Source organism: Clostridium sp. CTA-1 (assembly GCF_054768215.1).
On record NZ_BAAAAP010000013.1, the window covers coordinates 86,851 to 110,460 of the forward strand.

The 23,610-nt window shown below is 26.9% G+C and carries 23 protein-coding genes; 13 read left to right on the top strand and 10 right to left on the bottom strand.

The window, feature by feature from the left end; translation table 11 throughout:
* Positions 1 to 112 precede the first annotated feature (112 nt).
* The 6 genes from csxC (at position 113) to sdaAA (ending at position 8,117) form a co-directional block, all read left to right on the top strand.
* Positions 113 to 934, top strand: coding sequence for an exosporium protein CsxC (gene csxC, locus ACYUEW_RS12165; RefSeq protein ID WP_003487073.1), 822 nt, complete (start codon positions 113 to 115; stop codon positions 932 to 934).
* 201 nt (positions 935 to 1,135) lie between these two features.
* The gene (locus ACYUEW_RS12170; RefSeq protein ID WP_460276862.1) at positions 1,136 to 3,118 is read left to right on the top strand and encodes a hypothetical protein; all 1,983 of its coding nucleotides are present in this window, start codon (positions 1,136 to 1,138) and stop codon (positions 3,116 to 3,118) included.
* A gap of 77 nt (positions 3,119 to 3,195) precedes the next feature.
* Positions 3,196 to 4,710, top strand: coding sequence for a LysM peptidoglycan-binding domain-containing protein (locus ACYUEW_RS12175; protein WP_085333225.1), 1,515 nt, complete (start codon positions 3,196 to 3,198; stop codon positions 4,708 to 4,710).
* A gap of 169 nt (positions 4,711 to 4,879) precedes the next feature.
* Positions 4,880 to 6,139 carry a sensor domain-containing protein gene (locus tag ACYUEW_RS12180; RefSeq protein ID WP_003487067.1) on the top strand — a complete coding sequence of 420 codons (1,260 nt, stop codon included), beginning with the start codon at positions 4,880 to 4,882 and terminating at the stop codon, positions 6,137 to 6,139.
* A gap of 403 nt (positions 6,140 to 6,542) precedes the next feature.
* Positions 6,543 to 7,214 carry an L-serine ammonia-lyase, iron-sulfur-dependent subunit beta gene (sdaAB, locus tag ACYUEW_RS12185; RefSeq protein WP_003487065.1) on the top strand — a complete coding sequence of 224 codons (672 nt, stop codon included), beginning with the start codon at positions 6,543 to 6,545 and terminating at the stop codon, positions 7,212 to 7,214.
* A 12-nt stretch (positions 7,215 to 7,226) separates the two neighbouring features.
* Positions 7,227 to 8,117, top strand: a complete 891-nt coding sequence (gene sdaAA / locus ACYUEW_RS12190; protein WP_003487063.1) for an L-serine ammonia-lyase, iron-sulfur-dependent, subunit alpha — start codon at positions 7,227 to 7,229, stop codon at positions 8,115 to 8,117.
* Between the two features lie 264 nt (positions 8,118 to 8,381).
* Here the strand turns inward: sdaAA and ACYUEW_RS12195 are convergent, their stop codons facing one another.
* Positions 8,382 to 9,218 (bottom strand): methyl-accepting chemotaxis protein, encoded by an 837-nt coding sequence (locus ACYUEW_RS12195; RefSeq protein ID WP_043031761.1) that lies wholly within the window; start codon positions 9,216 to 9,218, stop codon positions 8,382 to 8,384.
* A 227-nt stretch (positions 9,219 to 9,445) separates the two neighbouring features.
* On the opposite strand from ACYUEW_RS12195, the gene ACYUEW_RS12200 reads away from it, so the two are divergent.
* Positions 9,446 to 9,655 carry a hypothetical protein gene (locus ACYUEW_RS12200; protein WP_003487059.1) on the top strand — a complete coding sequence of 70 codons (210 nt, stop codon included), beginning with the start codon at positions 9,446 to 9,448 and terminating at the stop codon, positions 9,653 to 9,655.
* Between the two features lie 152 nt (positions 9,656 to 9,807).
* On the opposite strand, the gene ACYUEW_RS12205 is transcribed toward ACYUEW_RS12200, so the two are convergent.
* Entirely contained in the window at positions 9,808 to 9,951 is a 144-nt protein-coding gene (locus ACYUEW_RS12205) for a hypothetical protein (RefSeq protein ID WP_003490388.1), read from the bottom strand.
* A gap of 269 nt (positions 9,952 to 10,220) precedes the next feature.
* Here ACYUEW_RS12205 and ACYUEW_RS12210 point away from each other — a divergent pair, with 269 nt between their 5' ends.
* Positions 10,221 to 10,805 carry a 5' nucleotidase, NT5C type gene (locus tag ACYUEW_RS12210; RefSeq protein ID WP_043031762.1) on the top strand — a complete coding sequence of 195 codons (585 nt, stop codon included), beginning with the start codon at positions 10,221 to 10,223 and terminating at the stop codon, positions 10,803 to 10,805.
* A 21-nt stretch (positions 10,806 to 10,826) separates the two neighbouring features.
* On the opposite strand, the gene ACYUEW_RS12215 is transcribed toward ACYUEW_RS12210, so the two are convergent.
* From ACYUEW_RS12215 to ACYUEW_RS12250, 8 genes are all read right to left on the bottom strand, one after another.
* Positions 10,827 to 11,795: a dipeptidase gene (locus tag ACYUEW_RS12215; protein WP_265204134.1), complete on the bottom strand. Its 969-nt coding sequence runs from the start codon at positions 11,793 to 11,795 to the stop codon at positions 10,827 to 10,829.
* 399 nt (positions 11,796 to 12,194) lie between these two features.
* On the bottom strand, positions 12,195 to 12,887 hold the full coding sequence (locus tag ACYUEW_RS12220; protein ID WP_003487051.1) for a Yip1 family protein: 693 nt from the start codon (positions 12,885 to 12,887) through the stop codon (positions 12,195 to 12,197).
* 106 nt (positions 12,888 to 12,993) lie between these two features.
* Positions 12,994 to 14,277 (bottom strand): ABC transporter permease, encoded by a 1,284-nt coding sequence (locus tag ACYUEW_RS12225; protein ID WP_042385304.1) that lies wholly within the window; start codon positions 14,275 to 14,277, stop codon positions 12,994 to 12,996.
* A gap of 1 nt (position 14,278) precedes the next feature.
* The gene (locus ACYUEW_RS12230; protein ID WP_003487048.1) at positions 14,279 to 15,094 is read right to left on the bottom strand and encodes a COG1361 S-layer family protein; all 816 of its coding nucleotides are present in this window, start codon (positions 15,092 to 15,094) and stop codon (positions 14,279 to 14,281) included.
* A 36-nt stretch (positions 15,095 to 15,130) separates the two neighbouring features.
* A complete protein-coding gene (locus ACYUEW_RS12235) occupies positions 15,131 to 15,805 on the bottom strand; it encodes an ABC transporter ATP-binding protein (protein ID WP_460276863.1) in 675 nt (224 codons plus the stop codon).
* A gap of 172 nt (positions 15,806 to 15,977) precedes the next feature.
* On the bottom strand, positions 15,978 to 16,826 hold the full coding sequence (locus ACYUEW_RS12240) for an ABC transporter permease (RefSeq protein WP_042385584.1): 849 nt from the start codon (positions 16,824 to 16,826) through the stop codon (positions 15,978 to 15,980).
* A 5-nt stretch (positions 16,827 to 16,831) separates the two neighbouring features.
* Entirely contained in the window at positions 16,832 to 17,785 is a 954-nt protein-coding gene (locus ACYUEW_RS12245) for an ABC transporter permease (protein WP_042385301.1), read from the bottom strand.
* A gap of 198 nt (positions 17,786 to 17,983) precedes the next feature.
* Positions 17,984 to 19,567: an ABC transporter substrate-binding protein gene (locus ACYUEW_RS12250; protein ID WP_003487043.1), complete on the bottom strand. Its 1,584-nt coding sequence runs from the start codon at positions 19,565 to 19,567 to the stop codon at positions 17,984 to 17,986.
* Positions 19,568 to 19,857: 290 nt separating this feature from the next.
* On the opposite strand from ACYUEW_RS12250, the gene ACYUEW_RS12255 reads away from it, so the two are divergent.
* From ACYUEW_RS12255 to ACYUEW_RS12275, 5 genes are all read left to right on the top strand, one after another.
* Positions 19,858 to 20,019, top strand: coding sequence for a spore coat associated protein CotJA (locus tag ACYUEW_RS12255; protein WP_003487042.1), 162 nt, complete (start codon positions 19,858 to 19,860; stop codon positions 20,017 to 20,019).
* A 33-nt stretch (positions 20,020 to 20,052) separates the two neighbouring features.
* A complete protein-coding gene (locus tag ACYUEW_RS12260) occupies positions 20,053 to 20,325 on the top strand; it encodes a spore coat protein CotJB (RefSeq protein ID WP_003487041.1) in 273 nt (90 codons plus the stop codon).
* Between the two features lie 30 nt (positions 20,326 to 20,355).
* Positions 20,356 to 20,928 (top strand): manganese catalase family protein, encoded by a 573-nt coding sequence (locus ACYUEW_RS12265; protein WP_003487040.1) that lies wholly within the window; start codon positions 20,356 to 20,358, stop codon positions 20,926 to 20,928.
* A gap of 225 nt (positions 20,929 to 21,153) precedes the next feature.
* Positions 21,154 to 22,173: a phosphodiester glycosidase family protein gene (locus ACYUEW_RS12270; protein WP_003487039.1), complete on the top strand. Its 1,020-nt coding sequence runs from the start codon at positions 21,154 to 21,156 to the stop codon at positions 22,171 to 22,173.
* Between the two features lie 16 nt (positions 22,174 to 22,189).
* The gene (locus ACYUEW_RS12275) at positions 22,190 to 23,254 is read left to right on the top strand and encodes a hypothetical protein (RefSeq protein ID WP_003487036.1); all 1,065 of its coding nucleotides are present in this window, start codon (positions 22,190 to 22,192) and stop codon (positions 23,252 to 23,254) included.
* Positions 23,255 to 23,610: the final 356 nt, after the last annotated feature.

Consider the following 23,610-nt stretch of genomic DNA (forward strand, 5'->3'; position numbering starts at 1 on the left):
GAAATGCTTGTCCATCATAATATATAGTATAAGCTAAAAAATTAAATTACAAGTAATAATAATTAATAAAATAAGCTTTAAATAAAATATTTTTATAACATGGGAGGAATAAATGATGTCAATGGATGAAATGAGAGGTAATTACGATTCAAATTCATATAAATCAGCTGATCATGACTGCCATAAGGATTGTGGTAGGGTAATAGAAAGTCAAACTTTACCATTATGTGAAGGAACTAATATAACACCAACTGCTGTAACAACACCAGTAGTAGCTAAGATACCAGTAGTTCTTGCAGAAAAAGAAGTTCAAATAGATGTAGAAGCTAGAATGAAGTTAAAAGAAAAATTCTTTGAAATAAAAAGAATTAAAAAAGATGTATTTTTAACTCAATGTGAATTGTTACCAAGAGCAGGCGTTATAGAAAATGGTGTTCCAATAACAGGAAAATTATTCTTAAGTGGATTTGTTAGAAAGAATATAGAATTTGCTACTGCAGACTGTGTAAAACACGATGTAGTAAGTGGTGAAATAAAACACACTACAGAAAAAATACCATTCACTTGCGTAACAGAAGTAACCTATATAACTCCTCCAATATTAGGCAATAGAGGAATTCAACAAAAAACAGATTTATTCTGTGGTAGATGTGATTGTGAGTGTGAATGTGAAGAAGAAAGATTAGGAAAGTTAACTTGTGAAGAATTTTTAGAAGATTCAATAACACTTGTAGAGAAACCATTCTGCGAATTGCTAGGAGCTAGAATATTTGAAGCAGATATACAAAGAAAACCTTGTTATGAACACGGAGAAAAGGTTTTTGATGAATTACTAGAGAAAATGGTAGTTCACATTAGAGTAAAAGTTTTACAATTACAACAAGTAGCTGTAAATGACACAGACGCTGGTACAGGAAGTATGTGTAGAAAATAATAAGAAAAGTCGCTAATGATAAGAGTACTAATAAATAATGCTAAATAAACAACTTTAAGATAATTTAGGAGAAAGGATTTCTCCTAAATTATCTAATTTTATATGTGGATTTTTATTTGGAGTGGATAGGGTTTATTAATAATATATGTATAAATCAAATAAATATTCTTATAGTAATTATATTTAAGGGGAATTTCTAGTGTGAAAAATAATAATTTTAAAAATTTTATTATACTTATACTTATATTTCAATTACTGCAAGAAGAAGAAAAAGAAAACAATATATATAATCTAATTAATCTATCCAATCTAAATAAAATGGAAAGATTAATTATGGAAGAAAAAGATAAACAGCTTTCCAATGGAAGCATTAAATTTAAAAATACAAAAAGTAAATGGAGCTTCAATGAAGACAATGATAAACAAATTTCTAGGGGAAACGTTAAGTTAAAGAAAGAGAACAGTAAACAGATTATAAAGGGGCTCAATGAGTCAAAGAATAAAAAAGGGAAACAGGCTTCCAATGTAAATATTGAATTAAAGAAAGAAAAAAGTAAAAAGACTCCTAAGACAAATGTTGAATTAAAGAATCAGAAAAGCAAGCAGATTCTTAAGGAACAGAATGAGTTAAAGAAAGAGAAAGAGAAACAGCTTCCTAAAGTAAAAGCTGAGTTAAAAGAAGAGAAAAATAAAGAGATTGCCAATAGAAATACTCAATTAAAGAATGAGAAGAATCAACAACTCTCTAAGATAAATAATGAATTGAATAAAGAAAAAAGTAAGCAAGTTCAAAAGACAAATATTGAACTAAAAAATGAGAATAGTAATAAGATTATTAAGGAACATAAGGAAGAAAAACAAAAAAAGCTTCCTAAGGTAAATGTTGAATTAAAGAAAGAGAACAGTAAACAGATTATAAAGAGGCACAATGAGCCAAAGAATGAAAGAGGGAAACAGGGTTCCAATGTAAATATTGAATTAAGGAAAGAAAAAAGTAAAAAGACTCCTAAGACAAATGTTGAATTAAAGAAAGAAGATAGTAAACATATTGTTAAGGGAGATAATGAATCAAAGAATGAAGAAAGTCAACAGGCTTCCAAGATAAATACTGAATTAGAAAAAGAAAAAAATAAACAAATTTCCAAGGAAAATATTAAACTAAGAAATGATAAGAGTAAGCAGAATGTGAATAAACATAAGGAAGAAAAAGAGAACCAGCTTCCTAAAGTAAAAGCTGAGTTAAAAGAAGAGATTGCTAATAGAAATACTCAATTAAAGAATGAGAAGGATCAACAGCTCTCTAAGATAAATAATGAATTGAATAAAGAAAAAAGTAAGCAAGTTCAAAAGACAAATATTGAACTAAAAAATGAGAATAGTAATAAGATTATTAAGGAACATAAGGAAGACAAACAAAAAAAGCTTCCTAAGGTAAATATTGAATTAAAGAATCAGAAAAGCAAGCAGATTCTTAAGGAACAGAATGGGTTAGAGAAAGAGAAACAGTTTCCTAAAGTAAAAGCTGAATTAAAAGAAGAGAAAAATGAAGAGATTGCCAATAGAAATACTCAATTAAAGAATGAAAAGAGTCAACAGGTTTCTAAAATAAATACTGAATTAAATAAAGAAAATAACAATATAAGAAAAAATACGTTTTCTAAAGTACCTATAGTAATAGCAAGTTTTGGAACAGAAATAACAGAAATAGTTTTTACCAAAATAGAAGATACATTTATAGATATAAAAGAAGTTAAAAATAACATTTTTATAGAAGAGGCTAATTTAATAAAATTAAATTTTAATAAGGCTGAATTGTTTATTAGTGGTTATATTAGAAGTTATATAGAATATATAACATTAGATAAAATAAATGAAAATTCTATTACAACTAAAAATCAAGGAATAATTTCACATAAGGATTTTAGTAAAGCTATAAACATAAATTTATTATTTTTTAATAATATGAAAGAAGGAGAAGCTTTTTTTGTAGATTTTAATAATTATATAAAAGATAAAAAAATTTTGTTAGGCAAAATAGAAAAATTAGATATAAAATCTAGTAATATTTATAAAGATGTAGAGAGTTCTCCTTTTGAAAGAGAAAAATGCTATTTAACATTACAGCAAAATTTATTAATAAGGGCAAAGATTAATGTTTTACAAAACAATGTAGTTCTTTTGTAAAGGTATTATAATTATATAATCAAAAAAAATTATAATGAATATTATAAGAGTGTAATTAATATTAGAAAGGAATATATATGTGGAGACAACCTAATATAAGTTATATAGTTAAACCAGGAGATAGTTTATTCAAAATTGCTAGATCCTATGGTATAACTGTTGAACAATTAAAAGAATATAATGGACTTGTTTCTGATGAGTTGTATGTGGGACAACAAATTTTTATACCTATATCTATCTATGAAGTAAAAAGAGGGGATAGTTTATATTCTATTGCTAAAAAATTTAATACTACTGTAGAAAGTTTGATGGTATTGAATAATTTAGATAGTATAAACCTAAGTATTGGACAAATACTTTATATACCCATTTATACTGAAGCTATAATGAAAGTAGAGGATGGAAATATAAGAAGCAGACCTGATATAAACTCACAAGTATTATACAAAATGGATAAAGGTGCTAAGCTTCCGATCATAAATGTGCATAAGGATTTTTATGGAATAAAATTATTTAATGGAAATGAAGGTTTTGTATCAAAAACTATAGTAGATTTTAAAACTTATGGTAATATGAAGCCTGTAGTAGCTGTAGATGGATTTTATACATTAGAAGAAGGAGAAACTTTACCAAGCTCTTACGAATCTTTTGTTACTAATAGAAATTTAATATCTGAAATATGTTTATTTATGTTTAGGATAGATCCTAATGATGCTACAGCAATAGAAAATTTTGGACAGTTTACAGATGAGTATGTAGAAGAATTGGTGAATATTGCTCATAGAAATAATGTTAGAATATTAGCCGTAGTTCATAATCTATTGTATAGACCTGGTGGTACTACAAAGGCTAAAGATTTAGTTAAAGAATTAGTATCTACTAAAGAAAATAGACAAATCTTTATAAACAATTTGATAAATTTAATAGAAAAGTATAATTTTGATGGTGTAAATATAGATATAGAAGATGTTTATATAGAAGATAGAGACAGATTATCTTCTTTATATTTAGAAATGGGAAGAGAATTAAGGAAAAGAGGATATTATTTGTCAGCTTCTGTGCCAGCAAGAGTCAGCGATGAGCCCTTTAATCCTTTTTCAGATCCTTTTGACTATAGAATCATAGGAAGTGCTGTAGATGAATTTATTGTTATGTTATATAACGAACATGGATGGCCAGGTAGTGGACCGGGACCAGTAGTTTCAATAGGATGGATGAATAGAGTATTAAATTATACTATAACTAGAGTTCCGAGAAATAAAGTAGTAGCTGCAGTTTCAGTGTTTGGATTTGATTTTAATTTAACTACAGGAAGAAATACTTATGTTACTTATGCAGGAGCTGTAGAAATAGCTAATAGATATGGAAAAGATATAATATTTGATGAAGAAACAAAAACGCCTATGTTTAGTTATATAGATGAAAATGGTAATAATCATGAAGTTTGGTTCGAAAATGCTGAAAGTATATACGCAAAGGCAGAATTAGCCTTCAATAAAGGTATAAAAGGGATAGCTTTATGGAGATTAGGAATGGAAGATGAGAAAATCTGGGATTCCATGAAAAAAGATATAGTAGTTAAAATGGCTTAATGGTATAATTTAACTAGTAACCCAGCACATGGTGCTGGGTTCCTAGCAATTTTATATAATTAAAGTAAAAAAATAATTATTTAGCAAAATTCCTTAATTATAAATACTTATTTGAAATTATAGGGAATATATTAATAGTATAATATAACTGAACATAAGAGGTGAAACTATGAAAGAGAAAAATTTAATAAAACAAATAGAGTTATCTGTCATAGAAAAAATGGGTATAGCTTATTGTTACTGCAAAATAAGTTTGGACTCATATGGTCAGTTAGAGGATTTTATTTTTATGGAATCTAATGATTATTTTAAAGATTTAACGGGTTTTACAAAAGGATATATAAAAAATAAAAAAGCTAAAGATATAAGGTCTTTTGAAAGTCATAGAATAAATATAATGAAAGCCTTAGAAAAACTTTTATTATATAAAGAAGAAAAAATGGAATTTGAAGATTATTTTGATATTACTAAAAAGTGGGTTAAAGTATTATTGTATACAGAAAAAAAACAGGCTTTTTTTATTACACTTTATGATATAACCAAATATAAAGTAAAAGAAATAGAATTGAAAAATACAATTAAAAAATATAAATATCTTATAGAGTTATCTGCGGACTCAATAATAATTAGAAATTTAAATGGAGATATAATATATTGCAACAAGTCTGCTCTTAATTTGTTTGGATATTCCTTAGAAGAAATGAAAAAGCTTAATATGATAGACTTAATACCTAAATCATCCATAAAAGATATAGGGTTTAATATGTCTATAGGAGATAAGCCTGTTGAGAGAGTACATAAAAGAAAAGATGGAACGCATTTTTATGGGGAGGAAACAACAAAATTAATAAATATAGAAGGGGAATTGGGGATTGCAACATATATAAGAGATATAACAGAACGGAAAATATACAATGATAAAACGAAGCAAATGGCCTATTTTGACTCTCTTACAGAGTTACCTAATAGGAACTCTTTTTTAAAACAATTAGAGCATGAAATAAAATTAAGCAGGAAAAAACAAACCATATTAGCTATAATGTTTTTAGATCTTGACAAATTTAAAGAAGTAAATGATAACTTTGGCCATTGTACTGGGGATAAACTTTTATGGCAAGTAGCTAAAAGGGTAAAAAATACTATTAGTTCTAAAGATTTAATAGCTAGATTTGGAGGAGACGAGTTTACTATATTAATAAGAGATATAGCTTATGAAAAACAAGTTGAAGATTTAGCTAGGGATATAATAGAAGTTTTTAGAGAACCGATATATATAGAAGGAATATATGTAAATATAAAGACTAGCATAGGTATAAGTTTTTTCCCAAAAGATGGGGATACATCACAGGAACTAATAAAAAAAGCAGATAAAGCTATGTATGATGCCAAAAAAAGAGGGAGTAATAAATTTCAAATATATAAATATTGAAAAATGTTGTGTAGACTTTAAATATAATAATTTAATATTTTTAATAAAAATTAGGGATGTATTTTTATAGATGATAAGTATGTTATCTATAAAAATATATCCTATTTAATTTTAGAGCAATATTTTGTAAATTTGAAAGATTTATAGAAAGTTTTAAAAAAATATTGAAAAAATCATTAAATAAAGTATACTAGATATAGAGGATTTCAAAAAAGTGAAAAACAAATCAAAAATATGAAAAAATATTTATTAAGGTTAATACCAGATATTAAACCTCATATTCATATAGATTCATTTTATAGAATGAATATTTTAATCTAATTGAAGTAAGTACATATAGTTAATTATACATGATTTTATTTTAAATATAAAGGTTTACATACGTTTTAAGGAGGAAAAATTAATGAAGGATTATAGTGTGTTTGATGTAATAGGGCCAATTATGATAGGACCTTCTAGTTCACATACTGCAGGAGCAGCTAGACTTGCTAAAGTAGCTTGTTCTATATCAGGAGACAATATAGAAGAGGTTAAGTTTTATTTACATGGATCTTTTGCTAAGACTTACAAGGGACATGGAACAGATAAGGCTTTAATAGCAGGTATATTAAATATGGATCCCTGGGATGAAAATCTTGGAAAATCCTTTGAAATAGCTAAGGAAAAAGGTTTAAAATATGAATTTATAGAAACAGATTTAGGGGATGCTCATCCTAATACTGTTAAATTTGTTATTAAGAAAACCGATGGCACTGTATCAGAAATCATAGGTTCTTCTATAGGCGGTGGAAATATAGTTATAACATCTATAGATGGTCAATCTATGGAATTTACTGGGGGTAATCCTACTATTGTAACACATCATAAAGATGTGCCAGGGATAATATCAAGAATTAGCACAATGATGTATTCAGAAGGCATAAATATTGGAGCTATGAAGGTTTTTAGAGAAAGTAAAGGTACAACTGCAACTATGACTTTTGAAACAGATGGAGAAATACCAAAGAAAGTAATAGACGAAATAAAAGCTATTAAGGATATAGAGAATGTAAAAATTATAAATCCAATAAAATAGGAGGAAAAATTAATGTTCGTAAACACAGGAAAAGAACTTATAAAAGTATGTAATGAAAAAAAATTAAAAATATGGGAATATACTTTAAAAATAGAAGCAGAAAGTAAGAATATAAGTGAAAAAGAAGTATTTGAGACTATGAAAAAAGCTCTTAAGGTTATGCGACATTCAGCAAAAATAGGAAGAAAAGAAGAAGTTAAATCTGTAAGTGGATTAATAGGTGGAGATGCTTTAAAGTTAGAAGAATATTCTAAATGCGAAAATACACTAACAGGAAGCTTTATGGTAAGAGCTATGGCTATGGCTATTTCAACCTCTGAGGTTAATGCAGCTATGGGAAGGATTGTAGCATCACCAACAGCAGGTTCAGCAGGAATATTGCCAGCGGTAGTTATAGCGGCAGGAGAAAAATTAAACAAAAGTGAAGATGATTTAGTTAAGGCTCTATTTACAGCCTCTGGGTTAGGAATACTTATTTCTAAAAATGCTACAACAGCAGGAGCAGAAGGTGGATGCCAAGCAGAATGCGGTTCAGCTGCAGCTATGGCATCTGCAGCAGTAGTAGAAATGATGGGAGGAAGCGTAGAGCAAGCTTTAGATGCAGGAGCTATAGTTATAAAAAACATACTAGGGCTTGTTTGTGATCCAGTGGCAGGACTTGTAGAAATACCTTGTGCGAAAAGAAATATTGCAGGAACAGTAAGTGCTTTAACTACAGCAGATATGGTAATGGCAGGAGTTACAAGTCATATTCCTTTTGATGATTCAGTTGAGGCAATGTATAGAGTTGGAAAACAACTTCCATCTTGTCTTAGAGAAACGGCTTTAGGTGGGGTGGCTGTTACTGAGGCAGGATTAAAGCTTAAAGAAAAAGTATTCGGATGTACAGGTTGTAAAAAATAGATATAAGTAGCATTATATAAAAATTGTTAATGAACTAATAATTTAAACTAATAAACAGCGTTGTCCGAAAAATCTAGTTTATAAACTATTAATTTTATTTTAAATGAAAAAGCTATGAAATATAGGATTAACACCTTAATTTCGTAGCTTTTATTTGTTCGTATTATTTATATTTAATTGATTGAATACAAATAAATAATTTTCAATATTTAGGTTACACAAAAATTTTTTATAGGATTTATGTTTTGAAATAATATATAAAATTTAATAATTTTTAGAAATATTTTCTAAGGCTTTAGCTGTGGAAGTTAAATTTTCAATGGCAGCATTTATTTCTCCAACTTCAGATGCTTGTTCCTGAAAAGACACATTTATTTGATTTATGTTTTTAGTAATATTGGACACGGAAAGTTGAATATTTTTAATTATATCTTCAATTTTATTTATAGATTCTGCACTGGATTTAGATAACTTTCTTATTTCTGTAGCAACTACGTTGAAGCCTTTTCCAGATTCTCCGGCTCTAGCAGCCTCAATGGCTGCATTTAGACCTAAAAGGTTTGTTTTATTAGCTATATTTTTTACAAATTCTAATATTTCATCTGTATTTTTAGCTTCATTATTTGTTTTTTCTACATTTTCTAATATATCTGAATTTGTTAGAGCTACATTTTGAATTGTCTTTAAAACTTCATTACTAGATTTGGTGATTTGAGATAAAGCAATTGAAAGATTTTGAGAAAGTGTAGACATTTCAATATTTTTAGCTAGATTTTTTACTATAGCTATACAACCAACTATATTTCCATTTTCATCTTTAAAGGGGACAGATATATTTTTAACTTCTTTTCCAAAAACATCTTTACTTATATTTTTTTCTATAATTTTTCCTGTTTTTATTGCTTCAAAATCTCCACCTTGGTTGCTTATGAAGTCTCCTGCCTTAACGCTTAACCCAAATTTTTCAGCTCCATCTATTTTTATATATTTTTCTCTATCACATACAGATACTAATATATCTTCAGAAAAAAAGTGATGTAAATAAGGCACAATATTTTTAAAGTAATCAAATACTTGATTATCAAATGAGTTACTTATCATTGTTTATCCTCCAATCTAAACTATATTACATTATAAAATTCAACAAAACATTATTTTATCCTTTTATTTATAAATAATAGTTTAAGTGGAAAATTTTTAAATAAATCATTTTAATTATTAAAAGTCAAGTTTATAATAGTTTAGATATAACTTTAATTTATTTCCTATAATTTTTTTTATAGGAAGGGACAAAATAATAATATAATGATTAAAAGGAGGAGAAAAAAATGAGTAAATATGAATTTGATATAAATGATATAAAAAATATACAAGTAGGTGATTTACCTTCTGCAAAGATTGGAATAATTGATAGTTTATCAGGAAAGGATAAACATAAAAATGCTATAGAACAGGATAAAATGGCTTCTTATATTGCTGGTCATGAATTAGGAACAGAAATAGAAAATCTTTTAAAGGGTGATCAAAGAGATTATTAAATATATTTAAAATAAAGTTTTAATAGAATATTTTTTATGATTTTTTAGAACCCTCAATAATTAAATAAAAGCTATGAATTAAAAAATAATCTTTTAAATTCATAGCTTTTAACCTTAAAACTAAATTTTTATTTTATTAAGTTGTAATATATTTATTTTACACCTCTTACACTATCTAATATCATTTGTTGCCTTTTTTCATAGTCTTTGTCTAAATCCCAATCAGGCTTTTTTTCATACATTCTATCATTATTTGTTTTATTATTAATTTTTCTTGATTTTTCATCAGATTTCATTAAAAATACCTCCTTAAAAAGAAAAAGGATTATTATTTTATTTTTAGATATAGAACTGTACATTTATAATTTAACCAGCATATATATAATGTATACTGTAAGCTTTTTTACTAGAATATAATAAAATGTATTTAGTTAATATTTTTGTTATTAACTTTAATTTAATTTATTTTTTAAATTTTTATGTTAATATAAAGGTTGGACATTAAAAAGGATAATATTGAAATATAAAATATATAATTAAAAACAAAAGACAGGGGGATGGAATAATGAATAATCTAAACATATGTATAGATATAGATGGTACAATTACAGAACCTTATTATTGGTTAGACATAAGTAATAAATATTTTAATAAAAATGTAAAACCAGAAGATATAATTGCTTATAATATTGAAGATGTCTTAGGAATAACAGAAGAAGAATATATGAAATTTTATGAAAAATATAAGGTAAGAATTCATACAGAAGAAAAATTAAGAAAGGGAGCTAAAGAAGTATTAAATGAATTAAATAAATATCATAATATATATTTTGTAACAGCAAGAGAAAAATCCTTAGAGGTTCTAACAAAATCTTATTTAATAAATCATTCCATAAAATTTAGAGATTTATATGTTTTAGGAAGTCATTATAAGGTAGATAAGGCTAAGGATTTAAATTGTGATATATTTATAGAGGACAATCCTAGCAATGCAGTAGAACTTTCAGAGGCTGGGTTTAAAGTGATTTTATTAGATACAAATTATAATAAACATATTAAAGAAAATGAAAATATTATAAGAATAAGCCATTGGGATGAAGTATATAACATAGTTAAAGAAATTTCCTCTACAGAAGAAAAGGCTATATAAGGAAAGTGCATAGCACTTTCCTTATAAAATTTCTTTTATAACTCTAAGAGCATTTTTGTATATTATCCTTTCTATTTCACTTTCATGGAATCCTTCCTTTTTTAGTGCATTTATTAGTTTTTCTATTTCATTACTAGATTTTATTTCACTAGGAGTTTCGATGCCATCAAAATCTGAGCCTATGCACATTGAATCAATTCCACCTACATTTTTTATATGTCTTATATGAGCTATCATTTCTGATATTTTTCCTTCTTCACTTTGACCTAAAAAAGTTTTTTCAAAATTTATTCCCATAACGCCACCTTTATTAGATAAAATTTTTATCATATCATCTGTTAAGTTTCTAGAGTGATTTGTTATAGCTCTAGCATTTGAGTGAGAGGCTACAAAGGGTGATTTTGAGTATTTTACTACATCATAAAATCCTCCATCAGATAGATGAGACACATCTATTATCATTTTTAATTTGTTCATTTCTTCTATTACTTCTAATCCAAAGGGAGTTAAGCCATTATTCATAAATTCTTTGCTGCAGTTTGGAAATCCTATTTCATTAGGAAAATTCCAGGTTAGGGTTATAAGTCTAACACCTAATCTATAAAAATTTCTAAGATTATATAAATTGCCCTCTAAAGCAGCTCCTTCTTCTATAGTTAAAAAAGCAGATATTTTATTATTTGATAGGTTTTTATTTATATCTTCATAGTTTTTAGTAAGTGCAATATATTTTGAGTACTTTTCCAATTCATTATGAAAGAAATCTAACATATTGAGTGCAGTCTTTAAAGGAGAGTTAGTTTCAGTTACATCTATAAATAAAGCAAAAAATTGAGCTAAAGAATTGGAAGCTTTCAGCTTTTTGATATCTACACTTAATGAGTTTTTATATAAAGTTTCATTCTCACTTACTGTAATATTTTTATTAGAACAAGGTTTTTTATTTATAAGAGCATATACAGTGTCACAATGCATATCTATAAAATTCATTTTGTACCTCCAGTTTGTTTATATAGAAATTATTATATTGTAAAATAATTAGTATGTATGATTAAGTTTAAGGTTAGATTATAACTATAGAAATATGTATTATTAAGTAATTTTTAGTTATAGTTTATTTGAAATAATGGAATAGCTTCATCTAAACATTATTAATAGCATTATTATTTTGCTTGTTTATATTATAATGTATATATTAAATTATATGTCATATTTATTTATTTTGTTATATATTAGTTGAATGAGTAAAAAGTAAAAGCTTAAAATATTAATTAAAGGTATGTATTGTATTATTTATTAAATATAACATAAAAAGCGTGGAGAGTTTCCACGCTTTAGTTTGTTTATAAACATATTTTCGAAACAGTTTTCATAATAATATTATTTACTTTATTTGTTCATTGTAAGCGAAGCAGTTAAAACAATAAATCCAATGCTTAAAATTGCTAATATTATAGTTAATATAGTAGCTTTTTTCTTAGATGTTTTTCCCATAGTATAAATACCAATACCTAAAAGTACATAGTACCATATATTAAAAATATCAATATTAGCTATTAAAGTATTTTTTACAGAAGGATTTAAGATAGCATTAATACCTACAGCTTTTTTACTTATAAGCATATATATAGCTTTAAACATACTACCTATACAAGTGGATAAACCAGCCACTAAATATAATGTTACGGTTTGTTGATAGCTTAGAGCAACTTTTGAAATCTTAAAAATTATAAATATTAAAAGAGCCGCACCAAATACAGCTATTAATACACCTATTAGGCCGGAACCTATTTTTAGAGCAGGACTATTCATAGTATCCATAGTTTTTTTTGTCATTTCTAATGCTTGAGGATCTAATCCTTCAAATTGTTTTTCCATTTGTTTTTTTACAATTTCCTTTGTAAGATTAGAGCGTATTAGTTGATAAATGATTGCACAAATAGTTGTTATTAAAAATAATATTCCAAATTTAGGGTTTTCTCTATAATGTTCAAATAATTTGGAAGGGGATGTAAAGAAAAATTTAAATTTTTCTTTTAAAGTTAAGTTTAAATTAGTATTTACATTTTCTTGTTGTTCCATAAATGAAACCTCCTATATAATATAATAAATTTGTTTAAATATATAAAGAAAAATAATTGCATTATTAAATCTTTATGGGAATTTTAATTATCCTTATAAAAATAAGTTATTCATCTTTTATAGAGCTTATTACATCTAGCTTAGCTGCTTTAGAGGCTGGGTATAAACCAGATAAAAATCCTACACAGGATGAGAATAATAATACAAAAGCTACAAGGCCTATACTAGATACAGCTATTTTTACATCACCACTAGAAGAAGTAGAAAGTTTAGATTTTAGCATTGTATTTATTACAAAGCTTATAAAGCTTCCTATAAGTAATCCTACAACTCCTCCTGAAAAACCTATGGCTGTGGCTTCTCCTATAAATATCTTTTTTATATCTCCTACAGAGGCACCTACTACCTTCATAACTCCAATCTCTTTTTTTCTCTCCAGTATGGACATGTTCATTGTATTGGCTATACCAAAGGCTGCTACCAATAAAGAAATACCCCCTATGGCACCTAATATTAGTTTTATTCCACTCAAGGTTTTACCTATGCTGCTTTGCATTTCTTTAAGGGATTGATATAAATATCCATTATCCTTTAGATATTTTTCTGCTTCACTGCTTTTTTCTTGGCTTTTAAGCACTAAATCTATACTTTCATAACCTTTATTTTTTAGAAATTTTTCATCATTGTTTTTATAGATTAATATATTTTTAGTAAAGGATAAAGGAGTTTTAATTTGATAATCATCTGAGAAATTTTGTTTACAGATTCCACTTACTTTTACGGTATAGGTTATCCATTCTTCTTCACCTTTTTCATTTGGTCTAGAAACTTTTACTTTTAATTTTTTCCTTAGAATTTTCTTTATTTCTTCTTCTTTTACTTTATCTACGTCTTTTTTATTTAAAAGATAAGCAGCCAATTTATAACCTAAAATCACTTCATTTTTAGAATCATTAGGATATTTGCCAAATAAAAGTTCATGATCTTTACTATAATTTTTAAATGACATACCTGTTAAATTACTAGACTTCATTTCTGATTTTTTATAAGCTATATCTGCATTAGTATTAAGTTTGGGTATTGAATAGTTTACAAATTCTAATTTATTTAATTCCTTTAAAGTTTTATCATTTAATATTTTTTTCCTATTTTTTATATTGCCTCCTTGATAGGTTGCAGTAGAATCTGAATAGGGGAAAATATTTATTATGTTTACATCTCCAAAGGAATTTAACTGTGAGGACATATATTTTTCAAAGCCATTTCCTAGGGATATTATTACATATATAGCTATACTACCTATAATTACTCCTAGCATAGTTAAGAATGTTCTTCCTTTTCTTTTTAAAAGGTTTCTCCATATAATTTCTGCAAGGTCAGTAAGTTTCATATTAATCACCTATTCCTAATAGGCCTTTAAAAAAACCTAGTATACCAGAACTATTTTTTTCTTTTTTAGTAGTATTAGTGTCATCAATCTTTCCCTTAATAGAGAATTCTTGTGAAACTTTAGAAGGTTTGTTTAATTCGTCTTTAAAGCTTATTTCTACAGTACCTTTTATATCACCAGATAAGTTTAAATCTTGTTTAAATTCATTTTCATCTTCTGATTCCATAGTGCCAAAATATTTAGTGAAGGTTTTATCCTTAGCTTTAACATTTACCATTACATCTTTTAAAGTGGATTTACCACTATTAACAAAGTTTAATGATAATTTTTTGCCTTCTCCATTCTTATTAGAGGAATCTAAAGAGGTTATAAGTAGGTTAGGTTTATTTCCTAAAATTAAACCTATTATTCTAGTTTCTTCTACATATTCTCCATATAATTTATAGCCTATTTTAACTAAAATATTATAATTCCCAGCTTTTAAATTAGGATCACAGGCCATTTCTATAGTTGCATCTTTAGAAGTTTCACCATCTATATGACCTACATAGATTTCATTGGTACTTCCAACAGGAGAAAAACCTGTTAAGACTTTTTTATCTTCTGAGCCAACTAAGGTTATAACTACATCTTTTAGATTAGCTTCTTTATTATTAGTTATAGAAAAATTAATCTTAAATTTACTTCCAGGTTCTATTATTTCAGGAGAAGAGGTTACTTTGTTTAAGGTTATTCTTCCTGATTCAGCATGAGCTAATGAAATAGGGGAAAGACATAGAACTAATAAAAATATTAAAGGGAAAAAACTTTTTTTCATTATTGAGCACCTCCTAAATAATTTTATGTAAGATAATTAGTTATTAAATACTTTTCCGTCTACCACCTTTATTATTTTATTTGCATAATCACAAACTTGAGAAGAGTGAGTAACAATCACAAAGGTTTGTCCAGTAGTTTCATTTAATTCTTTTAATATATTTAGAATTTCTATACTATTTTTGCTATCTAAATTTCCAGTAGGTTCATCTGCAAGTACTATTTTAGGATAGTTTACTAGAGCTCTAGCAATAGAAACTCTTTGCTGTTGCCCGCCGGATAGTTCAGAAGGCTTATGATGAGCTCTTTCTTCAAGTCCAACTTTTTTAAGCATTTCAAAGGCCCTATTTTTTCTCTCTTCTTTAGAAATTCCTGAAAAAATAAGAGGCATTTCCACATTTTCTAAAGCTGTAAGTTGAGGGATTAAATTATAGGACTGAAAAACGAAGCCTATATTATGTCTTCTAAATAATGCTAAATTATTTTCAGAAAGACCATTGATTTTTTCATTTTCTATAAAAATATCGCCAGAGGAAGGGGGCATTAAACCACCTAATATATTTAAAAAGGTAGATTTACCAGAACCAGATTCACCAATAATAGCAACAAATTCACCTTTTTCAATTTCTACAGAAACCCCCTTAAGTATGTCTACATTCATTTTACCTATAGTGAAAGTTTTTTTTACATCAGTAGCTTTAATTATGCTCAATAGAACACCTCCTTTATCACTAATACTGTATATATACACTATACACAGTATTAGTATATAACCTTGTGAACATTTTGTCAACGATTTACTGTATAGTTAATATAAATGAAAATAAACCATTAAATATATACAGTACTTTTATCGTATATAATGGTTTATTTTTAAAGGAGCATTATTTATTAGCTTTAGGATCAAATGCAGTGGCAAAAATATCTCCTAATATATTAAAGTTTAAAACTGTAAAAAGTATAAAAAGTCCAGGAAATATAGCTAAGTAGGGTGATGAGGAAATAAAACCTTGAGCATTTTGTAGCATACTACCCCAAGAGGAATTAGGTGCTCTAACTCCTAAGCCTAGAAAACTAAGGGATGACTCTGTAAGAATAGCAGATGCAATATTTATAGTAGAGGCTACCATTACAGAGGGGATAACATTTGGAATTATATGTTTAAAAATAATTCTATTGTTAGGAGCACCTAAAGCCTTTGAACATAGTACATATTCTCTTTCTCTTAACGAAAGGGTTTGAGCTCTAACTATTCTAGCTATGTCCATCCAACCAAACAATCCAATAATAATAATTATATTTTCTATACCAGGTTTTAAGTAGGCATTAATTATAAGTATAAGAAAAAAGGTTGGGATACACATTAATATATCTATGGTTCTCATTATTATATTATCTATTTTTCCACCTATATAACCACTAAAGGTTCCTACAATAGTTCCTAGAGTTGTGGATATAATCATAGATATAAAACCTACCATTAAAGAAGCTTTTCCACCATATAAAGATCGAGTAAAATAATCTCTACCCATTTCATCCGTGCCAAATAAATGTTTTAAACTAGGATTAGCTAATTTGTTAGATAAATCTATTTTGTTAGGGTCATAAGGGGATAAAAAAGAAAAGGTTGAGGAAAGAACTAATATCAAAATTATAGATAGAGATATATATCCTAATTTATTTTCTTTAAATTGTATTTTTAAATTTATTTTAAGTCTTTCATTCAAAAACAAATTTATCACCTACCTAACTCTTTAATTCTAGGATCTATTAAGCTATAACATATGTCTGCTAAAAGGTTACCTATTATAAGTAAAACAGAAGTTAACATAGTTATAGCCATAATAAGAGGATAGTCAAAACCAAATATAGCTTTTATACCTAGTCTACCCATACCAGGCCATCCAAAAATAGTTTCAGTTATAAAAGCACCAGCTACTAAATTAGGCAAGGACATGCCTAATATAGTGATAATAGGCAAGAGAGCATTCTTTAAAACGTGTTTATATAATATTCTTTTTTTAGATAACCCTTTAGCATAGGCGATCATAACATAATCTTCAGACAGTTCAGAGATTACATTGGATCTTATATATCTAGTAATAACTGATATGTTTCCAAAACTTAATACTGTGCAAGGTAAAATAAGATGCTTTAATACATCTAATCTAGAATCTACACCTATGGTATGCATACCAACACTAGGTAGCAATTTAAGGTTAACAGAAAAAATGTATATTAGTATCATAGCAAACCAAAAACTAGGTATAGATATACCGATATAAGAGATTATTGAAAGAATGTTGTCTATAAGTTTATTTTTATTAACCGCAGAAATTACTCCAAAAATTATACCTAAAACTAAAGAGATTAATAAAGAGGAACCCATAAGAAGTAAGGTTGCAGGAAGTCTCTCTATTATTTGTGTAGAAATTGGTCTAGAGTTTATTAGAGAATAACCTAAATCACCTTTTAATACATTTTTTAACCATAAGATATATTGGATATATATAGGTTTATCAAGACCTAAATTATGTCTGATTCTAGCTATATCAGAAGGCTTCATTTTCGGATTTATAAAGGCTCTAATAGGATCTCCAGGTGCTAATTTTATTAGTAAAAAAGAAATTATAGAGATGAAAATAAGTATAGGAATTGCTTCTATAATTCTTTTTCTTATGTATTTACTCAAATATATCCTACCTTTCTTAATTGTTTTTATCATATAATGTAAAAATAAAATAATAATTGTTAGCTAAATTTTATTGTTTTAATGTACTAAATAAGAATAAATAATTATTATAAAAGTTTAAAATGCCAGGTTTATTTAAAAATAAACGGTATTAAAAGGGGAGATCCAATTAATACCGTCCTTTTAGTTATTAAATTTTTATTCTTCTATGATATAAAGTTTTGATAAGTCTTGGAACATGTATACAGGAGCTGTTTTAGCTTCTTTTATACCCCCCACATTTTTATTTACTGCTATTGTGGCATTAGAATAGCAAATTGGGTATACAGGCATATCTTCTATAAGTTCCTTTTGAATAGTTTTATAAATTTCTTCTCTCTTTGTTTTATCAGTTTCTACAGCGGCTTTATTCCATAGATCATCTAATTTTTTATTATTATATCTAGAAGCATTGAAAGCACCACCTGTCATAAATACTTCTTTATAAGCATCAGGCTCACTACCCATTACATAGCCATTAAATATTAAATCAAAATCAGCTTTAGCTGGATCATCAATTTGCTGGAAGAAGGCATTTGCTTCTAAGCCTTTTAATTCAACATCTATTCCTATATCTTTTAAATTTTCTTTAACTACTAAAGCTTGATTTTCTAAAGTCTTTTTATCATTTCTATAAACCAGTTTAAGTTTTAAATTTTCAGCACCGGATTTTTTTAGTAATTCCTTTGCTTTATCTTTATTTAAGTCATATTTAGTAACATCTTCTGTATAATATAGGGCATTTTTAGGAAGTGGAGAATAGGCTTTAGGAGCATATTTCTCACTTTCATAAGCAGCCTTTATTAAATCATCTTTATTTAAAGCATAGGCTATAGCTTGTCTAACTTCTTTTTTATCTAGACCTGTTGTTTTACAATTTAAGACTAAATTATCTACCATACCTTCATCGTAGGCAATTACTTTCAATTTTTCATTTTTTTCAAATTTACTTATACCACTAATATCTATATAATTAGCAGAAACTTCACCATTTTCAAGAGCTACACGGGAAGAATTTGGATCTGCAATTATTCTATAGGTTATGGTATCAAGATGAGGTTTTCCACCAACATAGTTATCAAATTTTTCTAAAGTTATACTTTCACCTTTTTTAGATTCTTTAAATTTAAAGGCACCAGAACCTATAGGTTTTTCATTTTTAGCACTTTTTTTAATATCTTTTTCTCCTTCAAATACATGCTTAGGAATAGGAGATACCTGAGCCAAAGAATTCATAAAAGGCATTTGAACTGTTGGTAGTTTAAATTCTACAGTTAAGTTATCTACCTTTTTTACCCCTACAGGTTTATCATTAATAACAAAGGCACTTCTAAAAGGTGAATTCTGTTTTTCATCCATTATTTGTTTCATAGTAAATATTAGATCCTCAGCAGTTAAAGGTTTACCATCATGCCATTTTAAATCTTTTTTTAGTTTTACTGTGTAAGTTAAAAAGTCATCTGAATGTTTTACTTCTTCAGCTAGAGTGTAATCAATTTTATCTCCATTCATATAAAATAAAGGTGCAAATAAAGCATTGTCCATAGTCATAGTATCTCTATCGTAAGCGTAGATTGGATTAAGTATTTCTGGTTCACCACGTATGGAAAATACTAGATTACCTCCATCCTTAATATTTTCTTTTGTAGATGTTTCTTTGGCTGTATTACTATTTCCACAAGCAGCAGCCACTAAAGTGGTTGAGGCTACTAATACCATGGTTAATAGTTTCTTCATTTTCATAAAAAAACCCCTTTCCTAATAGTAAAAATTAATATACTGATTCTATTAATAAATGATACCATTTTAATAAAAAATTGTTAAATAATAAAAGCAAATCATGGGTAAAGTAGGTATTTGTTTTAGTTATATTGTTTGAGAAATACATGAAAATTTATAGATATATTTTTATTAGTTATTAAAAATGAATTGTGACAATATATATATAAGTTACATAGTATGTTATTAAAGCTCAGGGATTTAGCTGAAATCCTTTTTTATTGTGCAAAATAAGATTTCAAGGAGTGAATAATATGAAATGTGGAAAAGATTTTTGGGGCAGCATGGAGGAATGTGAATTAGCAAGAGCTTTTATATGTCCACAAAAATTTAAAAGAATTTATAAGGTTGAAAAGGCTTTGCGAAGAGGGACCTTGTTTCCAGATTTATATAGACCATATAAATCTCGCTATTAACAAAAGGTTATATTTATATTTGGAGGAGATAGTATGTTAGATAAATGTTCAAGAGAAGAGTTATTATTAATGCTACAACAATATCAGTTTACGGCTGTAGAATTAAACTTATATTTAGACAATTATCCTGAAAATAAAAGAGCTTTAGAATATTTTAATGAAATTTCATGTAAGCTAATGGAATTAAAAGAAACATATGAAGAAAGGTTTGGACCTTTATTCAATTTTGGTTACAGTAAAAGTAAATTTCCATGGCAGTGGACAACACAACCTTGGCCTTGGGAAAGAGAATATTCAAAAATGTAGTTGAAACATTTAAATAGGAGTGAATAATATATGTGGATTTATGAAAAAAAATTAGAATATCCAGTTAATTTGAAGAGCAAAGATTTGGGAATGGCGAAATTCCTTCTGGCGCAGTATGGTGGACCAGATGGCGAATTGAGTGCAGCTTTAAGATACTTATCTCAAAGATATACAATGCCAACTTCTAAATCTAAGGGGCTTTTAACAGATATAGGAACAGAAGAATTAGCTCATGTAGAGATAATTGCTACTATGGCATACCAAATCATGGAGAATGCAACACCTAAGGAAATGAGAGAAGCTGGGCTAGGATCTTATTATACACAACATGGCAATGCTATATATCCGGCGGATGCTAATGGGGTACCTTGGACAGCAGCATATGTACAATCTACATCAGATCCTATAACAAATCTTCATGAGAATATGGCAGCGGAACAAAAGGCTAGAACTGTTTATGAGCATCTTATGAATTTAACAGATGATCACGACATTAAAGATGTTTTAGCATTTTTAAGACAAAGAGAGGTAGTACATTTCCAAAGATTTGGAGAAGCATTAATGAGTGTGGAAGATAAATTAAATAGTAAGACTTGTTATTAATAAATTGTAAAAATAAATTTATTAATAATAAAATTGTGTGAATTTATTAAGAATTGAGTTATAATAAAAAATATAAATCATAATTATAAAGTAACAATCCAAATTGAATGGTATAATTTGGATTGTTTTTATATTTGTAACTCATTTGTTACAAATATAATGTATAATTACAATATAATTTATATGTTAATCATAAATAATTTTTAAGTAAAAAAAGGAGTATTTATGTCTAAAAAGAGACAAAAGGAAATAAAAAGAAGAAAAAATAGAAAAAAGAAAAAAAAATCATTTATAGGAAGACTATTTTTGTTTTTAGTTTATGAAGTTATAGTAGGTGGAATTTTTTCTTTATTGATTGCCTTTTATGGACCTTTTGATAATGTAAAAAGTACATTAGTGGGAACAGCTATGGCTACATATAAGCATCAGTATATTGCCACTACTTTTTTATCGAAGGATGAAATAAATAAAATTTTAAATAAGGATAAAGGAATAAGAAATTCAAATTTAAAGGAAAATTATGGTGATATAAAAATAAAGAACAAATATGGTAATTCAGTAGAAAGATATGATATAAATACAGCTAAATTTGATGGTTATATATTAGAAATCAAAAACCCCCAAAAAGTAAAAATAGGATATACAAAGTATATGGGAAAAATGGGTGAAAGAACTAGTAAAATGGCTGAGAGGCATGGAGCTGTAGCTGCTGTAAATGGTGGTGGATTTAGGGACGTATCATCCACAGGTAAACTTTGGACAGGTACCGGAGCTTATCCAGAAGGACTTGTAATATCTAATGGTAAAGTTATTTACAATGATTTTAAACCTGGCCAAAAGGCTAATATTACAGCATTTACAAAAGAAGGATTATTAGTTGTAGGAGATCATACTGTAGATGAACTTTTAAAAATGGGAGTAGTAGAGGCCTTGTCTTTTAGAAATACATTAATAATTAATGGAAAGCCTATACCTTATAATGAAGGTATAAATCCTAGAACTGCTATAGGACAAAAGCAAGATGGAACTATAGTCTTATTAGTTATAGATGGGAGAAGGGGAATAAAACAAGGAGCTACTCTAGAAGAGGTAGAAAATATACTGCTGCAAAGAGGAGTAGTTAATGCTAGTAATTTAGATGGAGGATCCTCTTCAACTATGTATTATAAAGGAAAAGTTATAAATAGACCTTGTAATTGGGATGGAGAAAGAACAGTAGCCACTTCCATATATGTAGAACCTTAAAGGAGAAGACTTACTTATGAAAAAAATTAAAATTATATTTGTTTGGACACTAATCGCTATTGGTTTATCCTTTGCAGCTCTGCTTTTCGTGGATAAAGTTTATTTGTCTTCTGCTAAAACTTTTAAAATAAATAAGGTAGAAGAAGAAGATAAAAAAATTAAAAAAACTGTTTCTATAGATGTGCCAGATTATGCAGAAAATATAAAAATATCTTACAATGGAGAATATATATCTTATCACACTGAAAATAAAATAGTCATAATAAATGTAGCTAAAAAAGAGGAAAAATATGTAGAGTTTAAAAATGGAACAGTTAATTATACAGCATGGCTTCCAGATAGAAATATATTATTTATAGGAGAAAAATCTGCAGAAAATAATAGTAGTTTCTTAGCTTTGTTTTCTTATGATAGTGAAAAAAATGAAAAGTTTCAGTTGGAAGATGAAAATGGGAAAAAAACTATAATTAATTTGCCAAATAATAATTATGATATAAAAAATATGACCTTATCCACAGCTACTAATACTATATATTTAAAGGTGAAAAATGAACAAGGAAGAAGTAGAATTTATAGAGTAAATACTATGGCTCAGTTAGAGAGGATAAGAAGTTTAGGAAATAACTTAGGAGAAATAGCTCTTATGAATAGCGAAGATAGGGTAGTTTATGAAAATAAAAATGATGGAAATATTCATGTAGAAGGAAAAGACTATCCAATAACTATAAGAGATGGGGCTAATCATTGTCTTTTAGGTGTAGATGATAAGGATGTAATGTATATAGGTAAACTAAAAGGTGATAGGGAAGAAGGAACTATAGAAAAAATTTATTATTGGAGCTTAGATGATAAAACTATTAATAAAAAAGACATAGAGTTAGAAAGTCCAATTAACAAAAAAGATATAAAAATTCTTCCTAATGGTAAAATATTTTTTATTAATAGTAATGAAAATAAAGTTAAAGAACTTATATCAAAAGAAGAATTTAAATATAATGGAGTTTTTCAAGATATTTCAATGGACGCAATTGTATCTAAAGAAGGTAATAAAGTTATTGTAAAGCCTATTAATTTAAAGTAGTATTTATATAATTTTATAATTAAACTTTGTTTTAAATATTATAAATAAATAATGATATAAGAATAAATGTAATCAAAAGTAAATTAAAAATATTATAAATATTTAATGTAGACACTAATTATTATAAATATATAATAAATTTATTTCTTATTAATTTATTGTAGCAGTTCCTTTTATTATTGAGATTTTCATAGTAAAAGGGCTGTTTTTTTATAATTCAAATAATTAAGTAATGTTAAAAAAATAAATTTAATTGTTATTTTTATGTAGAAGAGTTAGATTTATTTTAGTAGAATATATTTAATAATAAAATTATTTTAAATTCTTAATGTTTTCTTATAAGTTATATATTTAAT

Bases quoted from the DNA above. Each gene is read 5' to 3' on its own strand.
- csxC (WP_003487073.1), top strand. From the start codon at position 113: ATGATGTCAATGGATGAAATGAGAGGTAATTACGATTCAAATTCATAT.
- ACYUEW_RS12175 (WP_085333225.1), top strand. From the start codon at position 3,196: ATGTGGAGACAACCTAATATAAGTTATATAGTTAAACCAGGAGATAGT.
- ACYUEW_RS12180 (WP_003487067.1), top strand. From the start codon at position 4,880: ATGAAAGAGAAAAATTTAATAAAACAAATAGAGTTATCTGTCATAGAA.
- sdaAB (WP_003487065.1), top strand. From the start codon at position 6,543: ATGAAGGATTATAGTGTGTTTGATGTAATAGGGCCAATTATGATAGGA.
- sdaAA (WP_003487063.1), top strand. From the start codon at position 7,227: ATGTTCGTAAACACAGGAAAAGAACTTATAAAAGTATGTAATGAAAAA.
- ACYUEW_RS12195 (WP_043031761.1), bottom strand. From the start codon at position 9,218: ATGATAAGTAACTCATTTGATAATCAAGTATTTGATTACTTTAAAAAT.
- ACYUEW_RS12200 (WP_003487059.1), top strand. From the start codon at position 9,446: ATGAGTAAATATGAATTTGATATAAATGATATAAAAAATATACAAGTA.
- ACYUEW_RS12205 (WP_003490388.1), bottom strand. From the start codon at position 9,951: ATGAAATCTGATGAAAAATCAAGAAAAATTAATAATAAAACAAATAAT.
- ACYUEW_RS12210 (WP_043031762.1), top strand. From the start codon at position 10,221: ATGAATAATCTAAACATATGTATAGATATAGATGGTACAATTACAGAA.
- ACYUEW_RS12215 (WP_265204134.1), bottom strand. From the start codon at position 11,795: ATGAATTTTATAGATATGCATTGTGACACTGTATATGCTCTTATAAAT.
- ACYUEW_RS12220 (WP_003487051.1), bottom strand. From the start codon at position 12,887: ATGGAACAACAAGAAAATGTAAATACTAATTTAAACTTAACTTTAAAA.
- ACYUEW_RS12225 (WP_042385304.1), bottom strand. From the start codon at position 14,277: ATGAAACTTACTGACCTTGCAGAAATTATATGGAGAAACCTTTTAAAA.
- ACYUEW_RS12230 (WP_003487048.1), bottom strand. From the start codon at position 15,094: ATGAAAAAAAGTTTTTTCCCTTTAATATTTTTATTAGTTCTATGTCTT.
- ACYUEW_RS12250 (WP_003487043.1), bottom strand. From the start codon at position 19,567: ATGAAAATGAAGAAACTATTAACCATGGTATTAGTAGCCTCAACCACT.
- ACYUEW_RS12255 (WP_003487042.1), top strand. From the start codon at position 19,858: ATGAAATGTGGAAAAGATTTTTGGGGCAGCATGGAGGAATGTGAATTA.
- ACYUEW_RS12260 (WP_003487041.1), top strand. From the start codon at position 20,053: ATGTTAGATAAATGTTCAAGAGAAGAGTTATTATTAATGCTACAACAA.
- ACYUEW_RS12265 (WP_003487040.1), top strand. From the start codon at position 20,356: ATGTGGATTTATGAAAAAAAATTAGAATATCCAGTTAATTTGAAGAGC.
- ACYUEW_RS12270 (WP_003487039.1), top strand. From the start codon at position 21,154: ATGTCTAAAAAGAGACAAAAGGAAATAAAAAGAAGAAAAAATAGAAAA.
- ACYUEW_RS12275 (WP_003487036.1), top strand. From the start codon at position 22,190: ATGAAAAAAATTAAAATTATATTTGTTTGGACACTAATCGCTATTGGT.